Origin of the sequence: Clostridium sp. KNHs205, from assembly GCF_000702945.1 — a bacterium.
Taxonomy (GTDB): Bacteria; Bacillota; Clostridia; order Lachnospirales; family Lachnospiraceae; genus Anaerocolumna.
The window spans coordinates 1,608,754-1,629,566 of the sequence record NZ_JNLE01000005.1 but is presented as its reverse complement, the minus strand read 5'-3'; the positions used below and the strand labels follow the sequence as shown (position 1 = coordinate 1,629,566).

Sequence of the window (20,813 nt, the reverse complement as noted above, 5' to 3'; positions counted from 1 at the left end):
TAAATCTGCATCAACAACAGAAAGTTGTGGAAATAAATAGAGAGGGGAAGCATATTTTCACCATCCTGGAGGAGCTTTTGGAGGCTTCAGGGGAGAAACCAGGAAATTGTAATTAACACAGAAGATATAGACTATAAAGTTCTTATCGGTATTGTTGAAGATTATGAATATCTGGTGCATGAGAAGAATCTGAAGCTTATATACAACAATACCGATTGATTTACCGAACCTAAGAGCAGACAAAACGAAACTGAGGCAGATATTCTATCATCTTCTGCAGAATGCCGTTAAGTTTACAGAAGAAGGAGAAATTACTGTTACAGCTGTGGTACATGGTAATGCCGCTTTTTTATCAGTTAAAGATACTGGAACAGGAATTGAGAAAGACAAAAAGACATTATTTTTATTCCCTTTTACCAAGGAAAGAAAGAGGCAATGAGAACCTAAACGGACTTGGACTTGGGCTGAGTATTGCCAAAAATCTTGTGGAAATGCAGGGAGGTAAGATATGGGTGATATCAGAACCTGGTAAAGGAGCCTGTTTTACCTTCAGTCTTCCTCTTGGTGAAGCTGACCATATAGTAAAAAGACAGTAAGTCTTCTATGGAGTCCATAGATGGAAAAAACAGGCCTCCGCCAGACATAAGAGTACATGTGAACAGAATATAAGGAAGCTTCAAAGGCCTTAAGGAAGAGATAATTCTTGCGGGCGGTAAGGGACCAGGAGAGTCTTAGAGAGCTGAAGCGGTTAACCAGTCTCTAATATACCTTGGTATTAATTGATTCTCATACAAAAGCTATGGAATATGCTTTAAACGGAAAAGCAGACCTTTTAATATTGGATCAAAGTATAACGATGTAGCACTCTTGATGTCTGCAACGGATAAGGCATCGCCACACTATGACAGAACTTCCTATTATATTACTGACCGAGGAAAGTCCTTCAAAGAAGCAAAAGCAGTTGCCTCAGAGTAAATGACTTTCTTAAAAGACCTTATTCCTGGGAAGAATTAGAGGCACGTATCCAAACCCTGCTTCTGGTTAAGAAGTCTGCCAGAGAAGCAATCAATCAGGAAATGCAGAACCTTCATGCCCAGATAATGCCCATTTCTTATATAATACCCTGAATACCATAATAGGATTAAGCTTTCGGGATGCAGATAAGACCTGTGAGGCTTTGCAGCATCTGTCTACTTATTTTCGTGCCAAGTTGGACTTTAACAGCTACATTCCATGATATCCCTGGAAAGAGAACTTGAACTGGTAAAAGCCTATCTCTCTATAGAAAAGATGAGGTATAATGAACGTCTTGAAATTGTTTATGCTGTAGATGAAACTGTTAATATTATGCTGCCGGCCTTGACCCTCCAGCCGTTAGTGGAAAAATTCCGTTCACCATGGCATCAGGAATAGCAGCGGAAAAGTTACGGTTGAAATCAATATAAGACGTGAACCGGGCGGTCTGAATGTAATTGAAATCAGAGATAATGGGCGGGAATAAGTAAGGAAAAGTTGGAAGAGCTGCTGGCAGATAAGAATAACCGAATAGGTTTATCAAACGTCTTACGAAAAGATAAAACTGATGAAAGATGCTGATATAGCCATAAAAAGTGCAGAGGAGTCGGGCACCTGTATCACCATTTATCTGAAATAAGGTTTTTAACAAGGATTAAAATACAAATTGCTGGATTAGTACAGGAGATTCTATGAGAGTATTATTGGTAGATGATGAAGAACTGGCTTTGGATGTTTTACAAAGATTATTAATGCAGATAGATGGAATCGAAGTAGTTGGAAAATTTACGAATCCCTTTATGGCATTGGAAGAGTTATCAGTAATAGAGGCAGATGCTGTTTTCTGGATCTTGAGATGGGAGGGTTACATGGACTTCAGTTTGCCCATGAACTGCTCCAGAAAAAACTGCAGCCGGCAGTTATATTTGTAACAGCTTATGCTCAATATGCGGTGGATGCTTTTGAAGTGGATGCCCTAGACTATTTATTAAAGCCCGTTACCCTGGAACGGTTGAAAAAAGCTGTTCAGAAAATAGAAGCCAGTATGAAGATAAAAGAAATAAAGAAAGTTCATATAAACGACAAAACTACTGACATATACATACGCTCTTTGGGGACATTTCAAATACAGACTGGCGAGGGAGATACCACAGTACGCTGGCGTACAAAAAAGGTGAAGGAAATGTTCTGCTTTCTCTGGCTGAATAATGAGCAGCCGGTCTATAAACATCGTCTTCTGGAGGAACTCTGGCCGGAGGTTGCACCTGATAAAGGAGCCGCGCTCTTGCATACTACAGTCTATCAATTAAGAAAGACCTTGAAAGAGATGGGGTTTGAGGAAGGAATACAATACATAAATGATCATTATGTATTGACGCTGCCCTTTAAAAGTGATCTGGAAGAATTAAAGTACCTGCTTGAAAAAACGGCTCCCACCACCGAGGATATAAAACGGCTTTTAACCATATATGAAGGTGATCTGTTTGAGCAGGATGAGTATAATTGGTGCATTTATGAGCAGCAGAATTTAAGAAATACTTATTTGGATTGTCTTCAGAGCTATACAAATAATAATATAGCCAGATCACAGAATGGAATTATTGAAAAATGTTTACTGAAATTGGTACAGATGGATGCTTATAACGAAAGGTTTGTTGTTTTGTTAATAAATTACTATGGCGGCATAGGTAATACCAAAGGATTAATTGAGGCATACGAGCATTATAGTAACACCGTCCGGGAGGAACTGGGGATAATGCCGTCGCGGCAAGTAATAGAGATATATCAGCATTATATAAAAAGAGGATAAAATAGCACAATATAATAGTTGAAAGAAGTCCAATCAACCTTTACAAGAGCAGAGTATGTAGAAATACATATTTTGCTCTTTTTGTTTGCCCGCCATGGGCGGGCTCTAATGGGTGAAAGTCCCAAGTGCGCCTAGGCAACGTGGAAGCACATAGCTGAACAACAAGGGTGTCCACCGTGAGGTGGAATCTGAAGGAAGTTGTAGGCAAACTCTTGGTCCGACGGACAGAAATCACATATAAGGCTCTGAAATACGGATAAGTTTGCAAAAGAAGATGAAGTCCAAAAGTTGCTGGAAGTAGGAGTAAATGTGGCGGATAGATGAGAGGAAAGAGCTCGCACCTTAATCGGGGAGGTCTCACAGCGGTATCATTTGCCGAGTAACAACGAACTGTGAGAAGTCAGCATAGTCCGTAGTAGCGAGGAAGTTTCTGTAATGGAAACGGAGCAAAGGGACGAACAATCAATCAGTTGAAGTAGGTTCCGACTTGTAGTAAACACAACATCTGTCGATGACGTCAAAGATGGTGGAAACGAACGGGACAGAAAGGAAACAACGCATGGACACAAATAGTCTAATGGAGCAGATATTAGCCAAAGATAATCTCAATAAGGCGTATCTGCAAGTCATACGAAACAAAGGAGCAGAGGGTGTGGACGGAATGGAGTACACAGAACTTGGTGAATACCTTTTGAAGAATGGCGAAACAATTAAAGAACAATTGCGGACACGAAAGTATAAACCGCAACCAGTAAGGCGTGTAGAGATACCAAAACCAGAAGGAGGAGTCAGGAAACTGGGAGTACCAACAGTAACGGACAGATTTGTTCAACAAGCAGTAGCACAGGTACTCACTCCGATATTCGAGGAACAGTTTCATGACCACAGCTACGGATTCAGACCGAGTCGTTGTGCCCAGCAGGCGGTGCTTACAGCGCTGGAAATGATGAACGATGGGCACAGTTGGATAGTGGACATTGACCTGGAAAAGTTCTTTGACACAGTAAATCATGACAAGCTGATGACAATAATAGGAAGAACAATCAAAGATGGAGATGTTATCTCGATAGTTCGAAAGTTCTTAGTTAGCGGAGTGATTATAGATGATGAATACGAGGATTCTATTGTAGGAACACCTCAAGGTGGAAATATTTCACCACTTTTAGCAAACATCATGTTAAATGAACTGGATAAGGAAATGGAATCAAGAGGATTGGATTTTGTCAGATATGCAGACGACTGTATTATTATGGTCGGAAGCGAACTGGCAGCTAGCAGAGTAATGAAAAGCATTTCAAAGTTCATAGAAGAGAAGCTTGGATTGAAGGTAAATGTTAGCAAGAGCAAGGTGGATAAACCAAAAGGAATAAAGTATCTGGGATTTGGATTTTACTATGACACATTTGCCAAACAGTATAAAGCTAAACCACACGCTAGTTCAGTTGCAAAGTTCAAGGCAAAAATGAAGAAATTTACTTGCCGAAGTTGGGGAGTTAACAATAAGCACAAAATAGAGAAGCTAAATCAGTTGATTCGAGGTTGGATAAATTACTTCAAAATCGGTAGTATGAAGAAACTATGCAAGAATTTTGATGGAACTATTAGATATAGGCTTCGCATGTGCATATGGAAACACTGGAAAACACCAAAGAATAGAGCAAAGAATCTAATAAAACTGGGAATACCTAAATGGGCGGCAAGACGAACCTCTTATGCAAAGGGATTTGCAAGAGTATGTCGAAGTTCAGATATAAGCCAAGCAATAAATAATGAGAGATTAGCCCAGTTTGGACTAATCTCAATGTTGGACTATTACATCGAAAGGTGTGTTACTTGTTAAGTTGATTGAACCGCCGTGTACCGAACGGTACGCACGGTGGTGTGAGAGGTCGAAATTTCTCTGTTAAGAGAAATTTCTCCTACTCGATTTCATGAAACACGTGATTGACTGAGGATTTATATTTTTCTTAGCAGCTATAATCTAAGAAAAATAGTAATAGTATAGATTACTATTACTATTTGTTGTGCGCCTGGCGGCGCACGTTTCTAATGGGTGAAAGTCCCTAGTCTGCCCTAGTAGTGGGAAAGACACAGCCAAGACCAAGGGTGTCGTGGGTGACTGCGAATCTGAAGGAAGGTGGAGGCAAATCTCTGGTCTGACGAACAGAAATCACATCAGGCTACAGTTAAGGATAAGACTGCAATACAAGTTAAAGTCCAATAACTACTCGGAATTAACTGTAGTAAATGTGGCAGATGGATGGAGAGAAAGAAACGTGTGGTACCCAGGGAGATCTCGTCAGCAAGTGAAAACAGAGTATGAAACTTGTAGTAACAACGAATGACGAGAAGTCAGCCGAGGTCATAGTACCATTTCAGTTGCAAATGATATGGGAAGGACTGAACTTTAGGAGGTACAAGCAATGAAAGTAACTGATAGTAGATTTAAGAACAGACAACTTCATATGGAAGACTATCTGCAAATGGTATCTGCGGAACAGAAAGAGGATGCAGAAGTGTTCGACTACGGGAAGATTACTGAAAAGAGCGGTATCATCACAAACTATTGGATGAATAATCTCTTGGAATTGATTTTGCGAAAAGATAACCTCAACAAGGCATATAAGCGAGTGAAATCAAATAAAGGAGCAGGTGGAACGGATGGAATGCAGGTGGATGAACTTCTGCCCTACTTAAAGGAAAACCAAGACACCTTAATTCAAGAGATAAAGGGAGGCAGATTTAAGCCAAACCCAGTTCGAAGGGTAGAAATACCAAAAGAAACAAAAGGTGAGTTCAGAAAGCTTGGAGTTCCAACCGTGGTTGACCGAGTTATCCAACAAGCAATCATACAAGAACTAACGCCTATCTACGAGGAGCAGTTCTCAGAAAACAGTTTTGGTTTTCAGCCGAAAAAAGGTGCACATGATGCACTGAAACAATGCCAAAAGAATGTAAACGAAGGCTACGTATATGTGGTTGATATGGATTTGGAAAAGTTCTTTGATACCGTATGCCAGAGTAAGCTGATTGAGGTATTGGGAAGAACCATCAAAGATGGCAGAGTTATCTCTTTGATACATAAATACCTCAATGCTGGAGTGATAACAAAAGGGGTGTTTAAGAAAACAGAGGTCGGCATGCCACAAGGTGGACCATTAAGTCCATTGCTAAGTAATATCATGCTAAATGAGTTGGACAAGGAACTTGAAAGCAGAGGACATAGGTTTGTCCGATACGCAGATGATTGCATGATTTTCTGTAAAAGCAAAAAGAGTGCAGAAAGAACCTTGGAAAACATCATACCATTCATTGAGAAAAGGCTATTTCTGAAAGTGAATAGGAAGAAAACGCAAGTCGCGCACATCAGTAAAGTTAAATATCTTGGATATACATTCTATAGATATAGAGGTAAATGCAGATTTAGAGTACATCCGAAATCCGTAACAAAGATGAAAGACGCAATACGAAATCTGACAGACCGAAACAATGGCATGAGCAACACAGCGAGAGAAGATAAATACCAACAGTTTGTGAGAGGATGGATAGAGTACTTTAAACTCGCAGATATGAAGAATCTTCTAAAAGGCATAGATGAATGGGCTAGACGCAGAATACGAGCGGTCTATTGGAAACAGTGGAAGAAAATCAAGACAAAGTACAGAATGCTTAGAGCCATAGGATGTGAGCATTGGAGAGCCAAAGAACTTGCCTGTAGTAGAAAAGGGTACTGGCGCATGGCGCAAGTGCTGAACCAGATATTTTCTAATAAAATAATAGCCAAGCTAGGATATACATCCATGCTTGACTATTATCTGATAGTTTATGAAAACTAAAGAACCGCCGTATACGGAACCGTACGTACGGTGGTGTGGGAGGTCGGTAGATAAAATAATTATCTACCTCCTACCCGATTAGAATTTGTTCAGAATGAAAAGTTATAATTTATTTTACATAAGATGGAGGTTATAACACTTTTACCATATTCCATAAAGAGATAAGAAATTAAGCATCAATACATAAGGTAATAATCTTTAGAGAAAAAGTAGGTGATGAGAAAGAATTTAATTCCAAAACTATAAAAAGCAAAGAAATAAGGAGGAAATGAATGAAGAATATGTTTCAGAAAATCAAGAAATTTTTAGTTGTAATCTTGATTTTAAGTCTTATATCCAATATACCCCTTCAGGGATTTGGGTTAGGTAACGTAAAGGCAGAACATAATCCGGATCTGGGAAATATATTTACCCAGGTGGTAATGACCAAGACTGCCAATCCTGAGGATTTGCTGCCTCTGGATAAACCGTTGGAAATTACGGAGAGTACTGAAGTGGGATTAATGTTTTACTGGAAAATTCCAGATGAAAAGGAATTGCTAAGCGGTGATTATGCCCAGGTTAAGATTCCAGATGTATTTAAGCCCATTGCAACTGCATCCGGTAATTTAATCGCCTCAGATGGCTATACGGTGATAGGTACCTTCCTCTTTGATAAGGATACGGGATATCTTAAACTGCAATTTAACGAAGTACTGCAGGACGGCGGAGATTATGAGGAAGAAAGAAGCGGAACAGTAGGAATCATGCTTAAGTTTGATCTTACGAAATTTGAAGAAGATACTACTCAGCTTGTTCAGTTTGAGTATATGGAGAGTTTGAATTTCAGCTTGACCGTTAAGCCTGCAAGCGGGACCGATCTTATAACAAAAACTGAAACCCATGAAGCTCTTAATGCCAAAGAAGTTACCTGGACGGTTGATGTGAACACCGCTCTTGAGGATATTGACAATGCAATATTTAAGGATACCATACCGGCAGGCCTTCAGCTGATAGAAGACAGCGTTAAAATATATCCGCTTTCTGTAGGATATTACGGGGACTTGACTCCCGGTGCAGAAAGTCCGGTGACACCGGTAATTGAAGAAAATGGATTTTCTGTGTCGTTGGGGCAAATAAAAGGGAAAGCGTACCGTATAGTATACAAAACAAAAATTACAAGCTATGCACAGACCTCATATACAAATAATGCCGTATTATATAACGGAGAGACAGAGCTTGACAACGCTTGGATTTAAGGTTACCATTACGAAAAATCCTCAAGATCCTTATGTTATCGAGTATACAACGAAGGTAGATGGACTTTCTAAAGCGAACTACGGCAATAAGGCTACTGTAATAAAGGGTGCCTCATCTGCATCATATGAAGCGAAGGTTTCATATCCGGATTACAATAATTTTGTTGAGAAAGCGGCAACAGATGTAGATTCTAATATGAAGGTATACCCGGATGATGAAATTAACTGGAAAGTGGCCCTGAATAAGAGTCTTTCAGAAGTACAGAATGCAATATTTACTGACGTTATTAGCAGTGGTCATGTATATTTAAATGACAGCCTTAAAGTGTATAAAATCACCAATATAAACACCGGAACGAGAGAAATCGTAGATCCTGCCTCCGGTGAGTATACCTTAATCAGTGTAGCAGGCAGCAGTGCCGGAGAATGGAACCTAACGGTTATCTTTAACGGTACGATAACTTCCAAGTACGAAATAGAGTATAAGACGGTAGTAACTGCTAAAACCGGAGTAATCAAAAATTCCGCGAAACTGACAGGAACAGGAGTGTCAAAGACCAGCAGTGCCAATAATGGTTCAGGCTTCACAGTTACTCAGACAGCCTTTGGTACAGGCGGAGGAACCACCAATAAAGGAAAGATAACCATTAATAAAAGGGATAAGGATACGGGAGCTCTCATAACTTCTTCAAATGCCGAATTTGAGCTTTATTATTACCTGAATGGTACAAAGACCGTTATCAGCGGCAGCAGCCAGCAGACGACTAACGGCATCCTTGTTTATCAGGGCTTATCCTACAGAACCTATTATTTAAGGGAACTGACAGCCCCCGGGGGGTATTATTCAAACGATACGGAATATGAAATAACGGTCAACTCCACAAATAAAAACGTCGTAAAAGACATTATTAATGAAGCGAAAAAAGGAATCAAGGTAGTTAAGGTAGATTTGGATCAAAGCGGCAAGAAGCTGGGAGGGGCCAAATTCAAACTAGTAAAGGTTGAGTCTGACAGTACAGAAACTGTTATAGAGGAAAAAACAACCAGTATAAATGGAGAGCTGCTGTTTAACGGATTGGAATATGGAAATTACAAGCTAATAGAAACAGCGGCACCAAACGGTTATCAGTTACCCATAGAGGTAGAATCAGAAGTTATTGAAATTAAATCTGAGACTGTGAATCCGTTGGTCTTTACAATCAAAAACGAAAGCAAGAAGTCCTTAAAGGTAGTTAAAGAGGATAAGGATGTGAGTTCAAAGAAGCTGTCCGGAGCTGTATTTAAGCTGTATGATTCTGCTAATCAGCAAATCGGTGATACCTACTCCAGTGACAGCAATGGAATATTAGTGATTCCCGGACTTGTAAACGGTACCTACAAATTAGTTGAAATAACTGCACCGGATGGTTATCAGCTGCCTCCGGATACAGAAACTACAATAGTAATAGATGCAGCCGCTGATCAATCCTCCGATGGCAGCCAGGACAATATAATTACAAAAGTTATTAATAATGAAAGCAAAAAGTCATTAAAAGTAGTAAAGGAGGATAAGGAAGACAGTTCTAAGAAATTATCAGGAGCTGTATTCAAGCTTTATGATTCCGCTAACCAGCAAATCGGTGATACCTACTCCAGTGACAGCAATGGAATATTAACGATTCCGGGCCTTGTAAATGGAACTTACAAATTAGTAGAAATAACCGCGCCGGCTGGTTATCAGCTGCCCAAAGATACAGAAACTACTATAGTAATAGATGCAGCGGCTGATAAATCCTCCGATGGCAGCCTGGACAATATAATTACAAAAGTTATTAAAAATGCATCTCTTAAGACAATTAAAATTATCAAAGTTGATTCAGAAGAACCTGATAAGACGCTTGAAGGAGCAGAATTCAAGCTTTATGATGCAGACAATGTACTTATTGGTACTTATACGACAGACAGCAAAGGTGAGATTATAATATCAGGACTGAAGGTCGGCAGCTACAGACTGGTTGAGACCAAAGCACCAGAAGGCTATAAACTCCCCGACAATCCTTTTACCTTCATTGAGATAACCCATGATACGGATTATGATACGATACTGCCTTCCATTGGTAATGAAATCTACCGTTCCATCAAGATTATAAAGGTTGATGCAGAAGATGAAGGAACTGTGTTAAAAAATGCGGAATTTGAGTTATGGAAAGACGGTAAAAAGGTAGCTGACAACATTATGACGGATGATAATGGAATTGCTATTATCCCCAATCTGCTGCTTGGTAATTATAAACTGATAGAAATCAATGCTCCGGAAGGGTATATAATGCCAACTGCCAATGAAACAGATATACAGATAAAGGTTGGTTCTCCTTTGCAGATACCAGTAACAATAGAAAATGATATCCTCAGAACGCTGATTATTCGCAAGCTGGACAGAAGTGATAAAACAAAATTACTGGAAGGCGCAGAGTTCACAGTAACAGCTCCGGATGGTACCACAGAAACCCTTAAGACCGGAAACGACGGAACAGCAGTGCTTACCGGGCTTAAGTTCGGAAAGTATCTGGTGAAGGAGACGAAAGCTCCTCAGGGGTATATATTGGATGCCAGGACAAATACAATAATGATAGACAATACCAGTATTGTATTTACTGTTGAAGTGGAAAACCAGCTATACATACCTGATCCTATTATTATTACACCCGGACAGCCAGGTACACCAACTCCGACGCCTACACAGACACCAACTCCTACACCAACACCGAGTGTGACACCGGCACCTACTAATACGCCAACCCCAACGATCAATCCCGAGCCAACGCCAACCAGGGAACCAGTTATTGAAATCACCCCGGAAAACACACCAAAGGGTGGGACGGTAAAAGTACCTGACGGTGGCAAACCTACTATAACGAAGAAACCCGACAACGGAAAAGCTACCGTTGATAAAGATGGAAATTGGAGTTATATACCGGATAAGGACTTTACAGGGAAAGACGAATTTACAATAGTAATAGAGCATCCCGACGGAACGGAAGAGGAAGTACTCATAGAGATTGATGTAAATGAAATTCCCCGAGGCGGTGTCACGGGAGATTCTGAACCGGAAGACCCTGAAAAAGGAGTTAAAGTTCCTAAGACTGGAGAGGAGTTTCCTATTGGTCTATTACCCGTTGCATTAATTGGTATTGCGGCTGGTGGTATCGCATTTATAAGAGGTAAGAAAAAAGAAGAAATTGAATAAGAACTCCAAATAGTAATAAACAATGCCATTGATTGAAGCAGAAATAGTTGTCTCAATCAGTGGCATTTATTTTTTTATAGGAAATTCTAATAAGTTAGAATAATAAAACATCCTGTATATCTATGTGCTGAAAGGAAATATAAAATCTAGTCAAATTTACTATACCAAATTATAACAGCCTGTGTTATAATGTCGTCATAAGATATACGTCATATTTCTACAAAATATTTATTTTGAAACTTGTAGATGCTCGGTGCTTTCCACCGATAAAGGCAAAACCAGTGAAAGCTGGTGACGCAAAGCTAGAGGGCCTTAACTTATGCAGAGCATAAGCTGGCAGCCAGTTACCGAAAGGGGAGTTTTTTGTGTATAATTTTTTAAGAAAAAGTATGTTGTTCGTATTAATAGCAGTATTTTTAATAAGTGCAGCAGGATATTCCATTACTGCACAGGCCGCTGATTCTTTTCTTGATAAAAGTGAATTAGAAAAAGGAATCGTAACAGTAAACTACAAAACAGATGCTGAGAGTCTAGCCAAAGTAAGAGTAATAAAAAAAGGCACTCAATACATATATGATCTGAAAGACGGAATGAGGCTGCCTCTTCAATCCGGAAACGGAAGCTATACAATCGAAATCCTTCTTAATGTTGAAGGTAATAAATATCGTAAGGCAGCGGAGGAAACTGTAGAATACATTACTGATAACGGTAAATCAATTTATCTTCAGAGCAATGCTGTGGTTAACTGGCAGTCAGATATGAAGGCAGTTGCAAAAGCAGAGAAACTAACAGAGAATGCTAAAACTGATTCAGAAAAAGTACTGGCAGTTTATAATTACATAGTTAAGAATGTTAAGTATGACACCAAGAAAGCCCGTACGGTAGAAGCTGGTTATATCCCTTCTGTAAATGATATATTTAAAACAAAGCTTGGAATCTGCTATGACTATTCCGTATTGTTCGCCTCTATGTTAAGAAGCGTTGGAGTACCCGTTAAAGTGTTAATGGGAACCTCATCAGATGTAACAGAGTATCATTCCTGGAATCAGGTATATTTAAGTGATAAGAAATCCTGGATCCTCGTAGATACAACCCTCGATGCCGGAACTGCAGCAAAGACTATCAGTGCCCTTTCAAAAGATGCCGGTCATTATTCAGCTGACAGACAATATTAACAGGTATTGATTAAAAAAAGTTTGTTCTTTCTTCCTATAATAATATATTGAAAAAGAGTACTGTGGATAAATTACCCCTATTTGCAGATACTCTTTTTTATTGGAAAAAAATATCTGTATAAATTGTTGTAAAAAAATAAAAAAATCTAAAAAAACCGCTTGCATTATTGATTTTACTATAGTATAATTAGTACTGCTGTGACATTGATAGCGTAGAAACGTGAGGTTGCTACATACATATGTAGGTTTTCCGTGGAGCGAATGTCAAGTTATGAAACTGGCGACAAGTCACTGTACAAATTAAGATTCTGCGATTCCGAGCAGATTCGTGTGAGTTACCCTTAAGGGATCGGCTTCCTAATTTTAGTGAGCCTTTTAAGGACCTTATGAACGGGACACACACGGCCCAGTGTACAGTCACCGCTTGTCGTACTGCTATTAAGTGCGAAAAGGAGGCGACTTTTTTTATGGCAAGTCAAGTAATGAGGATTACATTGAAAGCGTATGATCATCAGTTAATCGATCAGTCAGCTGCGAAAATCATCGAGACTGTAAAAAAGACAGGATCAAAGGTGAGTGGACCCGTACCCCTACCTACTAAGAAGGAAGTAGTTACAATTCTTAGAGCGGTACACAAATACAAGGATTCAAGAGAGCAGTTCGAGCAGAGAACTCACAAGAGATTAATCGATATCATCACACCTACACAGAAAACGGTAGATTCTTTATCAAGATTAGAAATGCCTGCCGGTGTGTACATCGACATCAAGATGAAAACAAAGTAATCAAACAACAGAAGTAATGAAAAATCCTTTAGGGTTTATATATAGGGAAAGGTTCAGGGAACCTGCACCAAGGTAGACCATCTAGGATGATTGCACGTAGTACGTTGCACAAGGTGCGGCAGTTACATGGTGTAATCCGCTGTAGATTAAACAGGAGGTGCAAGAAATGAAAAAAGCAATATTAGCTACAAAAGTCGGAATGACTCAGATTTTCAATGAAAACGGAAGCCTTATTCCCGTTACTGTATTACAGGCAGGACCTTGCGTGGTAACACAGGTTAAAACAGTTGAAAATGACGGATATGCAGCTGTTCAGGTTGGATACGGCGACATCCGTGAAGTATTAGTAAATAAGCCTAGAAAAGGACACTTTGCAAAAGCAGGTGTTGCAAACAAAAAACATCTTAAAGAGTTCAAGTTTGAGAATGCTGCTGATTACACAGTAGGACAAGAAATCAAAGCTGACATCTTCGCAGAAGGTGACAAGATTGATGCTACTGCTAAATCAAAAGGTAAGGGATTCCAAGGCGCAATCAAGAGATATGGTCAGTCCAGAGGACCTATGGCTCACGGTTCCAAATTCCACAGACATGCCGGTTCCAACGGTGCTGCTACAACACCCGGACGTGTATTCAAGGGTAAGCACATGCCTGGACATATGGGTCATGTAAAAGTAACAGTTCAGAATTTGGAAATTGTTAAAATTGATGCTGACAAGAACATTATTTTAGTAAAAGGTGCCGTACCCGGACCTAAGAAATCTTTAGTAATGTTAAAGAATACCGTAAAGGCAAACTAGAAGCTTTGAGAAAGGAGGACGACACAGATGGCAAACGTATCTGTTTATAATATGGAAGGCAAAGAAGTTGGTTCTATCGAACTTAACGATGCAGTCTTCGGAGTAGAAGTTAACGATCATTTAGTTCATATGGCAGTTGTTCAACAGCTGGCTAATAAACGTCAGGGTACACAGAGCGCCAAAACCCGTGCAGAAGTAAGCGGTGGCGGAAGAAAACCCTGGAGACAGAAGGGAACCGGTCATGCAAGACAGGGTTCAACAAGATCACCTCAGTGGAAGGGCGGCGGTATCGTATTCGCTCCCAAGCCCAGAGATTATTCCTTCAAAATGAACAAGAAAGAGAAGCAGCTTGCTCTTAAATCTGCTTTAACTTCCAGAGTAGAAGAGAAGAAGATCGTAGTATTAGATGAATTAACATTCAGCGGAATCAAGACCAAAGAATTCGTTAAGGTTCTTGATAACTTAAAGGTAAATAAAGCACTGGTAGTTCTTGGCGAGAAGGATGAGAAAGTAGTTCTCTCTGCAAGAAATATCCCCACTGTGCTTACAGCAATTCCTGGAACCATCAATGTATATGATATCTTAAAGTATGATACACTGGTACTCACCAAGGATGCGGTGGCAAAAATCGAGGAGGTGTACGCATAATGGCTGATTTAAAATTTTATGATGTGATTTTAAAACCGATCATAACGGAAAAGAGCATGAACTCTATGTCCGAAAAGAAATACACTTTCTCTGTAGCTCCCAGCGCTACAAAGAATCAGATAAAAGAAGCGGTTGAGAAAATGTTCGCAGGAACAAAGGTTGTTAGTGTTAACACTATGAACCTTGATGGAAAGAACCGCAGACGTGGAAATACTTCCGGTAAGACATCCAAGGTTAAGAAGGCTATCGTTCAGTTAACTGCTGACAGCCCTGAAATCGAGATTTTCTCCGGACTGTAAGAAACAAAGCAACAGATTATGGTGTTTATTCGCCGATAACAGAATAAAATAAATGCTCGAAAGGAGTGCAAAAGATGGGAATTAAAAAGTTTAACCCATATACACCTTCCAGAAGACATATGACCTCATCTGATTTTTCAGAAATTACAACATCTACACCTGAGAAATCCTTAGTTGTTTCCTTAAACAAAAATGCAGGTCGTAACAATCAGGGAAAAATTACAGTAAGACATCAGGGCGGCGGCTCTAGAAAAAAATATAGATTAGTGGATTTTAAGAGAAGAAAAGACGGAGTACCTGCAAAGGTCCTGACTATCGAATATGATCCTAACAGAACAGCAAACATTGCATTAATCTGCTATGCTGACGGTGAGAAATCCTACATCCTTGCTCCTAACGGATTACAGGTTGGAACAACACTGATGAATGGTGAGACAGCAGAGATCAGAGTAGGAAACTGCTTACCTCTTCAGAATATTCCTGTTGGTACACAGATTCACAATATTGAGTTATATCCCGGTAAAGGCGGCCAGTTAGTTCGTTCAGCAGGTAACTCTGCACAGTTAATGGCAAAAGAAGGCAAATATGCAACACTTCGTCTTCCCTCCGGTGAAATGAGATTAGTTCCTATCATCTGCCGTGCAACCATCGGACAGGTAGGAAACATTGATCATGAGTTAATTAACATCGGTAAAGCCGGACGTAAACGTCATATGGGTATCAGACCTACAGTCCGCGGATCCGTAATGAATCCTAACGACCATCCTCACGGTGGTGGTGAAGGTAGAACTGGTATTGGTCGTCCGGGTCCTGTTACGCCTTGGGGTAAACCTGCTCTTGGCTTAAAGACCAGAAAGAACAATAAACAGTCTAACAAGATGATTGTAAGAAGAAGAGACGGTAAAACTGTTAAATAAATAAGGAGGTTAAACCTATGGCTCGTTCATTAAAAAAAGGACCCTTCGCTGATGAGCATTTACTGAAAAAAGTTGATGCTGTAATTAAAACAGGCGATAAATCTGTAATTAAGACATGGTCACGTCGTTCTACGATTTTCCCTCAGATGCTTGGACTTACCATTGCAGTACATGATGGTAGAAGACATGTGCCTGTATACGTTACAGAAGATATGGTTGGCCACAAGTTAGGTGAATTTGTTGCAACCAGAACTTATAGAGGACACGGAAAAGACGAAAAGAAGACAAAGAGATAAAGTAACTTGGAATTGAAAGGAGGTTTCATCCATGGCGAAAGGACATAGATCCCAGATAAAGAGAGAAAGAAATGAGAAGAAGGATACAAGACCGAGAGCAAAGGTTTCTTATGCAAGAGTATCCGTTCAGAAAGCTTGTTTCGTTTTAGACGCCATTCGCGGTAAAGATGTTGAAACAGCTCTTGGTATTTTAGCTTATAATCCCAGATATGCTTCAACTGTAATAGATAAAGTTTTAAAATCAGCAATTGCTAACGCAGAGAATAACAACAATATGGACGTGAGCAAGTTATATATTCAGGAGTGCTACGCAAACCAGGCTCCTACAATGAAAAGAATCAGACCTAGGGCACAGGGAAGAGCTTACAGAATCTTAAAGAGATTAAGCCACATCACTGTTGTACTAAATGAAAGATAAGGAGGGCAATAATGGGACAGAAAGTTAATCCTCATGGTTTAAGAGTCGGAGTTATACATGACTGGGATTCAAGATGGTATGCAGAAGCTGATTTTGCAGATAACTTAGTAGAAGACTACAATATCAGAACATATCTGAAAAAGAAATTATACAGTGCGGGTATTTCAAAAATTGAAATCGAGCGTGCTTCTGATCGTTTAAAGGTTATTATCTTTACTGCTAAACCCGGTGTGGTTATTGGTAAAGGTGGACAGGAAATCGAGAAATTAAAACTTGAAATCCAGAAGTTCACAACTAAAAAACTGATGGTTGACATCAAAGAAATCAAGAAACCGGATTTAAATGCTCAGTTAGTAGCTGAGAACATTGCTGCTCAGCTTGAGAACCGTATATCTTTCAGAAGAGCTATGAAATCTACAATGGCAAGAACCATGAAATCAGGAGCTAAGGGTATCAAAGCTGCTGTTGCTGGTCGTCTTGGCGGTGCTGATATGGCTCGTACAGAATTCTACAGTGAAGGAACTATTCCGTTACAGACATTACGTGCGGATATTGACTATGGATTTGCAGAAGCAGACACAACCTATGGTAAATTAGGCGTTAAAGTTTGGATTTATCAGGGTGAAGTACTTCCCACAAAGGCAAAAAAGGAAGGGAGCGATAAATAATGTTAATGCCAAAAAGAGTAAAACGCCGTAAACAGTTCCGTGGCTCCATGGCAGGAAAGGCAACAAGAGGTAATACTATCTCTAACGGCGAATTTGGTCTGGTATCATTAGAACCAGCTTGGATTAAATCAAACCAAATCGAAGCAGCCCGTATCGCGATGACACGTTACATCAAGCGTGGCGGTAAAGTTTGGATTAAAATATTCCCCGATAAGCCAGTAACAACTAAACCTGCTGAAACTCGAATGGGTTCCGGTAAAGGATCTTTAGAGTACTGGGTAGCTGTTGTAAAACCGGGCCGCGTTATGTTTGAAATCGCAGGTGTTCCGGAAGAAACCGCAAGAGAAGCTTTAAGACTTGCAATGCACAAACTTCCCGTTAAGTGCAAAATAGTTTCTCGCGCAGATTTAGAAGGAGGTGCGGGCAGTGAAAACTAGTAAATATTTAGAAGATTTAAAAGTAAAAACAGCAAGTGAGCTGAACGACGAATTAGTAGCTGCTAAAAAGGAACTTTTCAACTTAAGGTTCCAGAACGCAACAAACCAGCTGGATAATACAAGCCGTATCAAAGATGTAAGAAAGAATATTGCTAGAATCCAGACAGTTATTTCTGAAAAAGCAAAAGCATCCAACTAATATAAATATGATATCAATGCTCCCAGAGGTTATGTGAAAATAAAGAAAAATTTTGCTAGATGTGAAAAAAGTTTTCAATGGGTGTGAAAATTAAAACCAAATTTCACTTTTTATCTAAGCAGTACTGCAAGCGAGCTGGCGGTATGCGCGGGTGTTATTGGGAAAGGAGAATTGTTGTGGAAAGAAATCTGAGAAAAGTTCGTACCGGTAAGGTAGTAAGTGATAAAATGGACAAAACAATCACCGTAGCTGTAATTGATCACGTTAAACATCCTTTATACAACAAGATCGTAAAGAGAACTTATAAGTTAAAGGCTCATGATGAGAACAATGAGTGCGGTATTGGAGATAGAGTTAAAGTTATGGAAACAAGACCTTTATCCAAGGATAAGAGATGGAGACTTGTTGAAATTATTGAAAAAGCTAAATAATGCGATTCTGAAAGGAGTAAGGTCATGATACAACAGGAATCAAGACTTAGAGTTGCTGATAATACCGGTGCAAAAGAATTACTCTGCATCAGGGTACTTGGCGGATCAACAAGAAGATACGCTAACATCGGCGATGTTATTGTTGCCAGCGTTAAAGATGCAACACCAGGCGGTGTTGTAAAAAAAGGTGACGTTGTAAAAGCTGTTGTTGTTCGTAGTGTAAAAGGTGCTCGTCGTAAAGACGGTTCCTACATCAAATTTGATGAGAACGCAGCTGTTATCATAAAAGAAGACAAAAATCCCAAAGGAACACGTATCTTCGGACCTGTTGCCAGGGAGTTAAGAGAAAAACAGTTCATGAAGATCGTTTCATTAGCACCAGAAGTACTATAAGGAGGTGGAAACCTGTGTCAATGTTAAAAATCAAAAAGGGAGATAACGTGAAAGTTATCACCGGTAAAGATAAAGGCAAAGAAGGTAAAGTAGTTGCTGTTGTAGACGGAAAAGTACTGGTTGAAGGCGTAAACATGATTACAAAACATGCAAAAGCTAATCAGGCTAATCCCAAGGGCGGAATCGTACATCAGGAGGCTCCTATCGATGCTTCTAACGTAATGTACGTTCACAAGGGAAAGACTACAAGAATCGGATTTACTACAGTTGAAGGTAAAAAAGGTTCCAAAAAAGTACGTATCGCTAAAGTAAATGGCGACGTTATTGACTAATTCTAAGAGAGGAGGTCCCATAAGTTGACTAGATTAAAAGAACAATATTTGAACGAAATCGTAGCTGGAATGGAAAAGAAATTCGGTTACAAAAACACACTGGAAGTACCCAAATTAAACAAGATCGTTATTAATATGGGTGTCGGCGAAGCAAAGGAAAACTCCAAGCTTTTAGATGCTGCCATTAAAGATATGGAAACAATCGCTGGACAGAAAGCTGTTGTAACCAAAGCTAAGAAATCCGTAGCTAACTTTAAACTCAGAGAAGGCATGCCTATCGGTTGCAAAGTTACCTTAAGAGGAGATAAGATGTATGAGTTCGCTGATCGTCTTATTAACCTTGCACTCCCTCGCGTTCGTGACTTTAGAGGTGTAAGCGCAAACTCATTTGACGGAAGAGGAAACTATGCTCTCGGTATTAAAGAACAGGTTATTTTCCCTGAAATCGAATATGATAAAATTGACAAAGTCAGAGGTATGGACATTATTTTCGTTACTACTGCCAAGACTGATGAAGAAGCTCGTGAATTATTGACATTATTCGGTATGCCATTCAAAAAATAGTTAGGAGGGAATTTCATGGCTAAAACGTCTATGAAAATTAAGCAGCAACGTACCCAGAAGTTTTCCACCAGGGAGTACAATCGCTGCAGAATCTGTGGCCGTCCACATGGTTATTTAAGAAAATACGGAGTTTGCAGAATCTGCTTCCGTGAATTAGCATATAAAGGACAAATACCAGGCGTTAAGAAAGCAAGCTGGTAATTAAAAGGAAGGAGGCAAACAACATGACAATGAGCGATCCTATTGCAGATATGCTTACAAGAATCCGCAATGCCAACACTGCAAAACATGATACAGTAGATATCCCTGCTTCTAAAATGAAGGTAGCGATAGCTGATATCCTTTTAAAAGAAGGTTATATCAGAAAGTATGATATTGAAGAAGTAGATGGTTTCAAAAACATCCATGTTACATTAAAATATGGTAAAGATAAAAATGTTAAAATCATTACTGGTCTTAAGAGAATTTCCAAACCCGGACTTCGCGTTTATGCTAATACCGAGGAACTTCCTAAGGTACTTGGAGGACTTGGTGTTGCAATCATCTCCACCAATAAAGGTGTTGTAACCGATAAGGAAGCAAGAAAATTAAATGTAGGCGGCGAAGTACTGGCATTTGTTTGGTAATCAGCTGAATAAACTACCCCCTTTTACCCGTTTTGCTGACAAAGCGGGGAAAAATTATGTCAACAATAAATATACTTCCTGCTGTAATATCCTGATGAAACAGGAGGTCAGTCAAGAAGTAATAAAATTATAGGAGGTGCGGGCATGTCACGTATAGGAAGAATGCCTATCGCTGTACCAGCTGGTGTAACCGTTGATATAGCAGAAAATAATAAAGTGACTGTAAAAGGTCCTAAGGGAACACTGGAAAGAGTGTTACCCGCTGAAATGGATATTAAACTTGAAGGTTCTGAGATTATCGTAACAAGACCTAATGACTTAAAGAAAATGAAATCTTTACATGGTCTTACAAGAACACTGGTTAACAATATGGTAACTGGTGTAACTGCCGGATATGAGAAAGTACTTGAAGTAAACGGTGTTGGTTACAGAGCTGCTAAATCCGGAAAAGAATTAACTTTAACACTTGGATATTCACATCCCGTAGTTATGGTTGATCCTGAAGGTATTGAGTCAGTATTAGAAGGACAGAACAAGATTACAGTTAAAGGTATAGATAAAGAAAAAGTCGGACAATACGCTGCTGAAATCAGAGATAAGAGAAGACCTGAACCTTACAAAGGTAAAGGTATTAAATATGCTGATGAAGTTATTAGACGTAAAGTTGGTAAGACTGGTAAGAAATAATTGGAGGTGAAATAA

The 20,813-nt window shown here is 39.5% G+C and carries 26 protein-coding genes and 1 riboswitch; all 26 genes read left to right on the top strand.

Features of this window, described 5'->3' with window-relative positions; all coding sequences use genetic code 11:
* The first annotated feature begins 281 nt into the window (after positions 1–281).
* The 26 genes from BR73_RS0126525 (at position 282) to rplF (ending at position 20,798) form a co-directional block, all read left to right on the top strand.
* A complete protein-coding gene (locus tag BR73_RS0126525; protein WP_033168732.1) occupies positions 282–596 on the top strand; it encodes an ATP-binding protein in 315 nt (104 codons plus the stop codon).
* Positions 597–1,233: 637 nt separating this feature from the next.
* Entirely contained in the window at positions 1,234–1,413 is a 180-nt protein-coding gene (locus BR73_RS29720) for a hypothetical protein (RefSeq protein ID WP_033168731.1), read from the top strand.
* 293 nt (positions 1,414–1,706) lie between these two features.
* The gene (locus tag BR73_RS29005; protein WP_156034967.1) at positions 1,707–1,946 is read left to right on the top strand and encodes a hypothetical protein; all 240 of its coding nucleotides are present in this window, start codon (positions 1,707–1,709) and stop codon (positions 1,944–1,946) included.
* Positions 1,871–2,824, top strand: a complete 954-nt coding sequence (locus tag BR73_RS0126515) for a response regulator (protein WP_033168730.1) — start codon at positions 1,871–1,873, stop codon at positions 2,822–2,824. Before BR73_RS29005 ends, BR73_RS0126515 begins: the two co-directional genes overlap by 76 nt.
* A 559-nt stretch (positions 2,825–3,383) precedes the next feature.
* On the top strand, positions 3,384–4,664 hold the full coding sequence (ltrA, locus tag BR73_RS0126510; protein WP_035297454.1) for a group II intron reverse transcriptase/maturase: 1,281 nt from the start codon (positions 3,384–3,386) through the stop codon (positions 4,662–4,664).
* A 583-nt stretch (positions 4,665–5,247) separates the two neighbouring features.
* On the top strand, positions 5,248–6,660 hold the full coding sequence (gene ltrA / locus BR73_RS0126505) for a group II intron reverse transcriptase/maturase (protein ID WP_033164476.1): 1,413 nt from the start codon (positions 5,248–5,250) through the stop codon (positions 6,658–6,660).
* A gap of 272 nt (positions 6,661–6,932) precedes the next feature.
* On the top strand, positions 6,933–7,898 hold the full coding sequence (locus tag BR73_RS0126500) for a collagen binding domain-containing protein (protein ID WP_033167671.1): 966 nt from the start codon (positions 6,933–6,935) through the stop codon (positions 7,896–7,898).
* Positions 7,879–11,124, top strand: coding sequence for a SpaA isopeptide-forming pilin-related protein (locus BR73_RS0126495; protein WP_033168729.1), 3,246 nt, complete (start codon positions 7,879–7,881; stop codon positions 11,122–11,124). The genes BR73_RS0126500 and BR73_RS0126495 overlap by 20 nt, the downstream gene beginning before the upstream one ends.
* Before the next feature lie 261 nt (positions 11,125–11,385).
* Positions 11,386–11,476: riboswitch (cyclic di-GMP riboswitch) on the top strand.
* 13 nt (positions 11,477–11,489) lie between these two features.
* The gene (locus BR73_RS0126490; RefSeq protein ID WP_051685606.1) at positions 11,490–12,299 is read left to right on the top strand and encodes a transglutaminase-like domain-containing protein; all 810 of its coding nucleotides are present in this window, start codon (positions 11,490–11,492) and stop codon (positions 12,297–12,299) included.
* A gap of 467 nt (positions 12,300–12,766) precedes the next feature.
* On the top strand, positions 12,767–13,084 hold the full coding sequence (rpsJ, locus tag BR73_RS0126485; RefSeq protein WP_033168728.1) for a 30S ribosomal protein S10: 318 nt from the start codon (positions 12,767–12,769) through the stop codon (positions 13,082–13,084).
* A gap of 166 nt (positions 13,085–13,250) precedes the next feature.
* Positions 13,251–13,883, top strand: a complete 633-nt coding sequence (gene rplC / locus BR73_RS0126480) for a 50S ribosomal protein L3 (protein ID WP_033168727.1) — start codon at positions 13,251–13,253, stop codon at positions 13,881–13,883.
* A gap of 27 nt (positions 13,884–13,910) precedes the next feature.
* Positions 13,911–14,531, top strand: coding sequence for a 50S ribosomal protein L4 (rplD, locus tag BR73_RS0126475; RefSeq protein WP_033168726.1), 621 nt, complete (start codon positions 13,911–13,913; stop codon positions 14,529–14,531).
* Positions 14,531–14,830 carry a 50S ribosomal protein L23 gene (rplW, locus tag BR73_RS0126470; protein ID WP_033168725.1) on the top strand — a complete coding sequence of 100 codons (300 nt, stop codon included), beginning with the start codon at positions 14,531–14,533 and terminating at the stop codon, positions 14,828–14,830. The genes rplD and rplW overlap by 1 nt, the downstream gene beginning before the upstream one ends.
* Before the next feature lie 74 nt (positions 14,831–14,904).
* Positions 14,905–15,747, top strand: coding sequence for a 50S ribosomal protein L2 (rplB, locus tag BR73_RS0126465; protein WP_033168724.1), 843 nt, complete (start codon positions 14,905–14,907; stop codon positions 15,745–15,747).
* 17 nt (positions 15,748–15,764) lie between these two features.
* Positions 15,765–16,043, top strand: a complete 279-nt coding sequence (gene rpsS / locus BR73_RS0126460) for a 30S ribosomal protein S19 (RefSeq protein ID WP_033168723.1) — start codon at positions 15,765–15,767, stop codon at positions 16,041–16,043.
* A 31-nt stretch (positions 16,044–16,074) separates the two neighbouring features.
* Positions 16,075–16,461, top strand: a complete 387-nt coding sequence (rplV, locus tag BR73_RS0126455) for a 50S ribosomal protein L22 (RefSeq protein WP_033168722.1) — start codon at positions 16,075–16,077, stop codon at positions 16,459–16,461.
* An 11-nt stretch (positions 16,462–16,472) separates the two neighbouring features.
* Positions 16,473–17,129, top strand: coding sequence for a 30S ribosomal protein S3 (rpsC, locus tag BR73_RS0126450; RefSeq protein ID WP_033168721.1), 657 nt, complete (start codon positions 16,473–16,475; stop codon positions 17,127–17,129).
* On the top strand, positions 17,129–17,566 hold the full coding sequence (gene rplP / locus BR73_RS0126445; protein ID WP_035297894.1) for a 50S ribosomal protein L16: 438 nt from the start codon (positions 17,129–17,131) through the stop codon (positions 17,564–17,566). Before rpsC ends, rplP begins: the two co-directional genes overlap by 1 nt.
* Positions 17,556–17,765, top strand: coding sequence for a 50S ribosomal protein L29 (rpmC, locus tag BR73_RS0126440; protein ID WP_033168720.1), 210 nt, complete (start codon positions 17,556–17,558; stop codon positions 17,763–17,765). Before rplP ends, rpmC begins: the two co-directional genes overlap by 11 nt.
* 143 nt (positions 17,766–17,908) lie before the next feature.
* Positions 17,909–18,196: a 30S ribosomal protein S17 gene (gene rpsQ, locus BR73_RS0126435; RefSeq protein ID WP_035297925.1), complete on the top strand. Its 288-nt coding sequence runs from the start codon at positions 17,909–17,911 to the stop codon at positions 18,194–18,196.
* 24 nt (positions 18,197–18,220) lie between these two features.
* Positions 18,221–18,589, top strand: a complete 369-nt coding sequence (gene rplN / locus BR73_RS0126430) for a 50S ribosomal protein L14 (protein ID WP_033168719.1) — start codon at positions 18,221–18,223, stop codon at positions 18,587–18,589.
* Positions 18,590–18,609: 20 nt separating this feature from the next.
* The gene (gene rplX, locus BR73_RS0126425) at positions 18,610–18,921 is read left to right on the top strand and encodes a 50S ribosomal protein L24 (protein WP_081848889.1); all 312 of its coding nucleotides are present in this window, start codon (positions 18,610–18,612) and stop codon (positions 18,919–18,921) included.
* Between the two features lie 24 nt (positions 18,922–18,945).
* Positions 18,946–19,485 carry a 50S ribosomal protein L5 gene (rplE, locus tag BR73_RS0126420; RefSeq protein WP_033168717.1) on the top strand — a complete coding sequence of 180 codons (540 nt, stop codon included), beginning with the start codon at positions 18,946–18,948 and terminating at the stop codon, positions 19,483–19,485.
* Positions 19,486–19,500: 15 nt separating this feature from the next.
* Entirely contained in the window at positions 19,501–19,686 is a 186-nt protein-coding gene (locus BR73_RS0126415) for a type Z 30S ribosomal protein S14 (RefSeq protein WP_033168716.1), read from the top strand.
* A gap of 23 nt (positions 19,687–19,709) precedes the next feature.
* On the top strand, positions 19,710–20,111 hold the full coding sequence (gene rpsH / locus BR73_RS0126410) for a 30S ribosomal protein S8 (RefSeq protein ID WP_033168715.1): 402 nt from the start codon (positions 19,710–19,712) through the stop codon (positions 20,109–20,111).
* Positions 20,112–20,255: 144 nt separating this feature from the next.
* Entirely contained in the window at positions 20,256–20,798 is a 543-nt protein-coding gene (rplF, locus tag BR73_RS0126405) for a 50S ribosomal protein L6 (protein WP_033168714.1), read from the top strand.
* Positions 20,799–20,813: the final 15 nt, after the last annotated feature.

What these genes read in the sequence shown, in the direction of transcription:
- ltrA (WP_033164476.1), top strand. Translation starts at nt 5,248, where the DNA reads ATGAAAGTAACTGATAGTAGATTTAAGAACAGACAACTTCATATGGAA.
- rplN (WP_033168719.1), top strand. Translation starts at nt 18,221, where the DNA reads ATGATACAACAGGAATCAAGACTTAGAGTTGCTGATAATACCGGTGCA.
- rplV (WP_033168722.1), top strand. Translation starts at nt 16,075, where the DNA reads ATGGCGAAAGGACATAGATCCCAGATAAAGAGAGAAAGAAATGAGAAG.
- BR73_RS0126415 (WP_033168716.1), top strand. Translation starts at nt 19,501, where the DNA reads ATGGCTAAAACGTCTATGAAAATTAAGCAGCAACGTACCCAGAAGTTT.
- rplW (WP_033168725.1), top strand. Translation starts at nt 14,531, where the DNA reads ATGGCTGATTTAAAATTTTATGATGTGATTTTAAAACCGATCATAACG.
- rplD (WP_033168726.1), top strand. Translation starts at nt 13,911, where the DNA reads ATGGCAAACGTATCTGTTTATAATATGGAAGGCAAAGAAGTTGGTTCT.
- rplP (WP_035297894.1), top strand. Translation starts at nt 17,129, where the DNA reads ATGTTAATGCCAAAAAGAGTAAAACGCCGTAAACAGTTCCGTGGCTCC.
- BR73_RS0126500 (WP_033167671.1), top strand. Translation starts at nt 6,933, where the DNA reads ATGAAGAATATGTTTCAGAAAATCAAGAAATTTTTAGTTGTAATCTTG.
- rpsC (WP_033168721.1), top strand. Translation starts at nt 16,473, where the DNA reads ATGGGACAGAAAGTTAATCCTCATGGTTTAAGAGTCGGAGTTATACAT.
- BR73_RS29720 (WP_033168731.1), top strand. Translation starts at nt 1,234, where the DNA reads ATGATATCCCTGGAAAGAGAACTTGAACTGGTAAAAGCCTATCTCTCT.
- BR73_RS0126525 (WP_033168732.1), top strand. Translation starts at nt 282, where the DNA reads ATGCCGTTAAGTTTACAGAAGAAGGAGAAATTACTGTTACAGCTGTGG.
- rplB (WP_033168724.1), top strand. Translation starts at nt 14,905, where the DNA reads ATGGGAATTAAAAAGTTTAACCCATATACACCTTCCAGAAGACATATG.
- rpsH (WP_033168715.1), top strand. Translation starts at nt 19,710, where the DNA reads ATGACAATGAGCGATCCTATTGCAGATATGCTTACAAGAATCCGCAAT.
- rplF (WP_033168714.1), top strand. Translation starts at nt 20,256, where the DNA reads ATGTCACGTATAGGAAGAATGCCTATCGCTGTACCAGCTGGTGTAACC.
- rpsJ (WP_033168728.1), top strand. Translation starts at nt 12,767, where the DNA reads ATGGCAAGTCAAGTAATGAGGATTACATTGAAAGCGTATGATCATCAG.
- rplC (WP_033168727.1), top strand. Translation starts at nt 13,251, where the DNA reads ATGAAAAAAGCAATATTAGCTACAAAAGTCGGAATGACTCAGATTTTC.
- rplX (WP_081848889.1), top strand. Translation starts at nt 18,610, where the DNA reads ATGTTAAAAATCAAAAAGGGAGATAACGTGAAAGTTATCACCGGTAAA.
- rpsS (WP_033168723.1), top strand. Translation starts at nt 15,765, where the DNA reads ATGGCTCGTTCATTAAAAAAAGGACCCTTCGCTGATGAGCATTTACTG.
- rpsQ (WP_035297925.1), top strand. Translation starts at nt 17,909, where the DNA reads ATGCGCGGGTGTTATTGGGAAAGGAGAATTGTTGTGGAAAGAAATCTG.
- ltrA (WP_035297454.1), top strand. Translation starts at nt 3,384, where the DNA reads ATGGACACAAATAGTCTAATGGAGCAGATATTAGCCAAAGATAATCTC.
- BR73_RS29005 (WP_156034967.1), top strand. Translation starts at nt 1,707, where the DNA reads ATGAGAGTATTATTGGTAGATGATGAAGAACTGGCTTTGGATGTTTTA.
- BR73_RS0126515 (WP_033168730.1), top strand. Translation starts at nt 1,871, where the DNA reads ATGGGAGGGTTACATGGACTTCAGTTTGCCCATGAACTGCTCCAGAAA.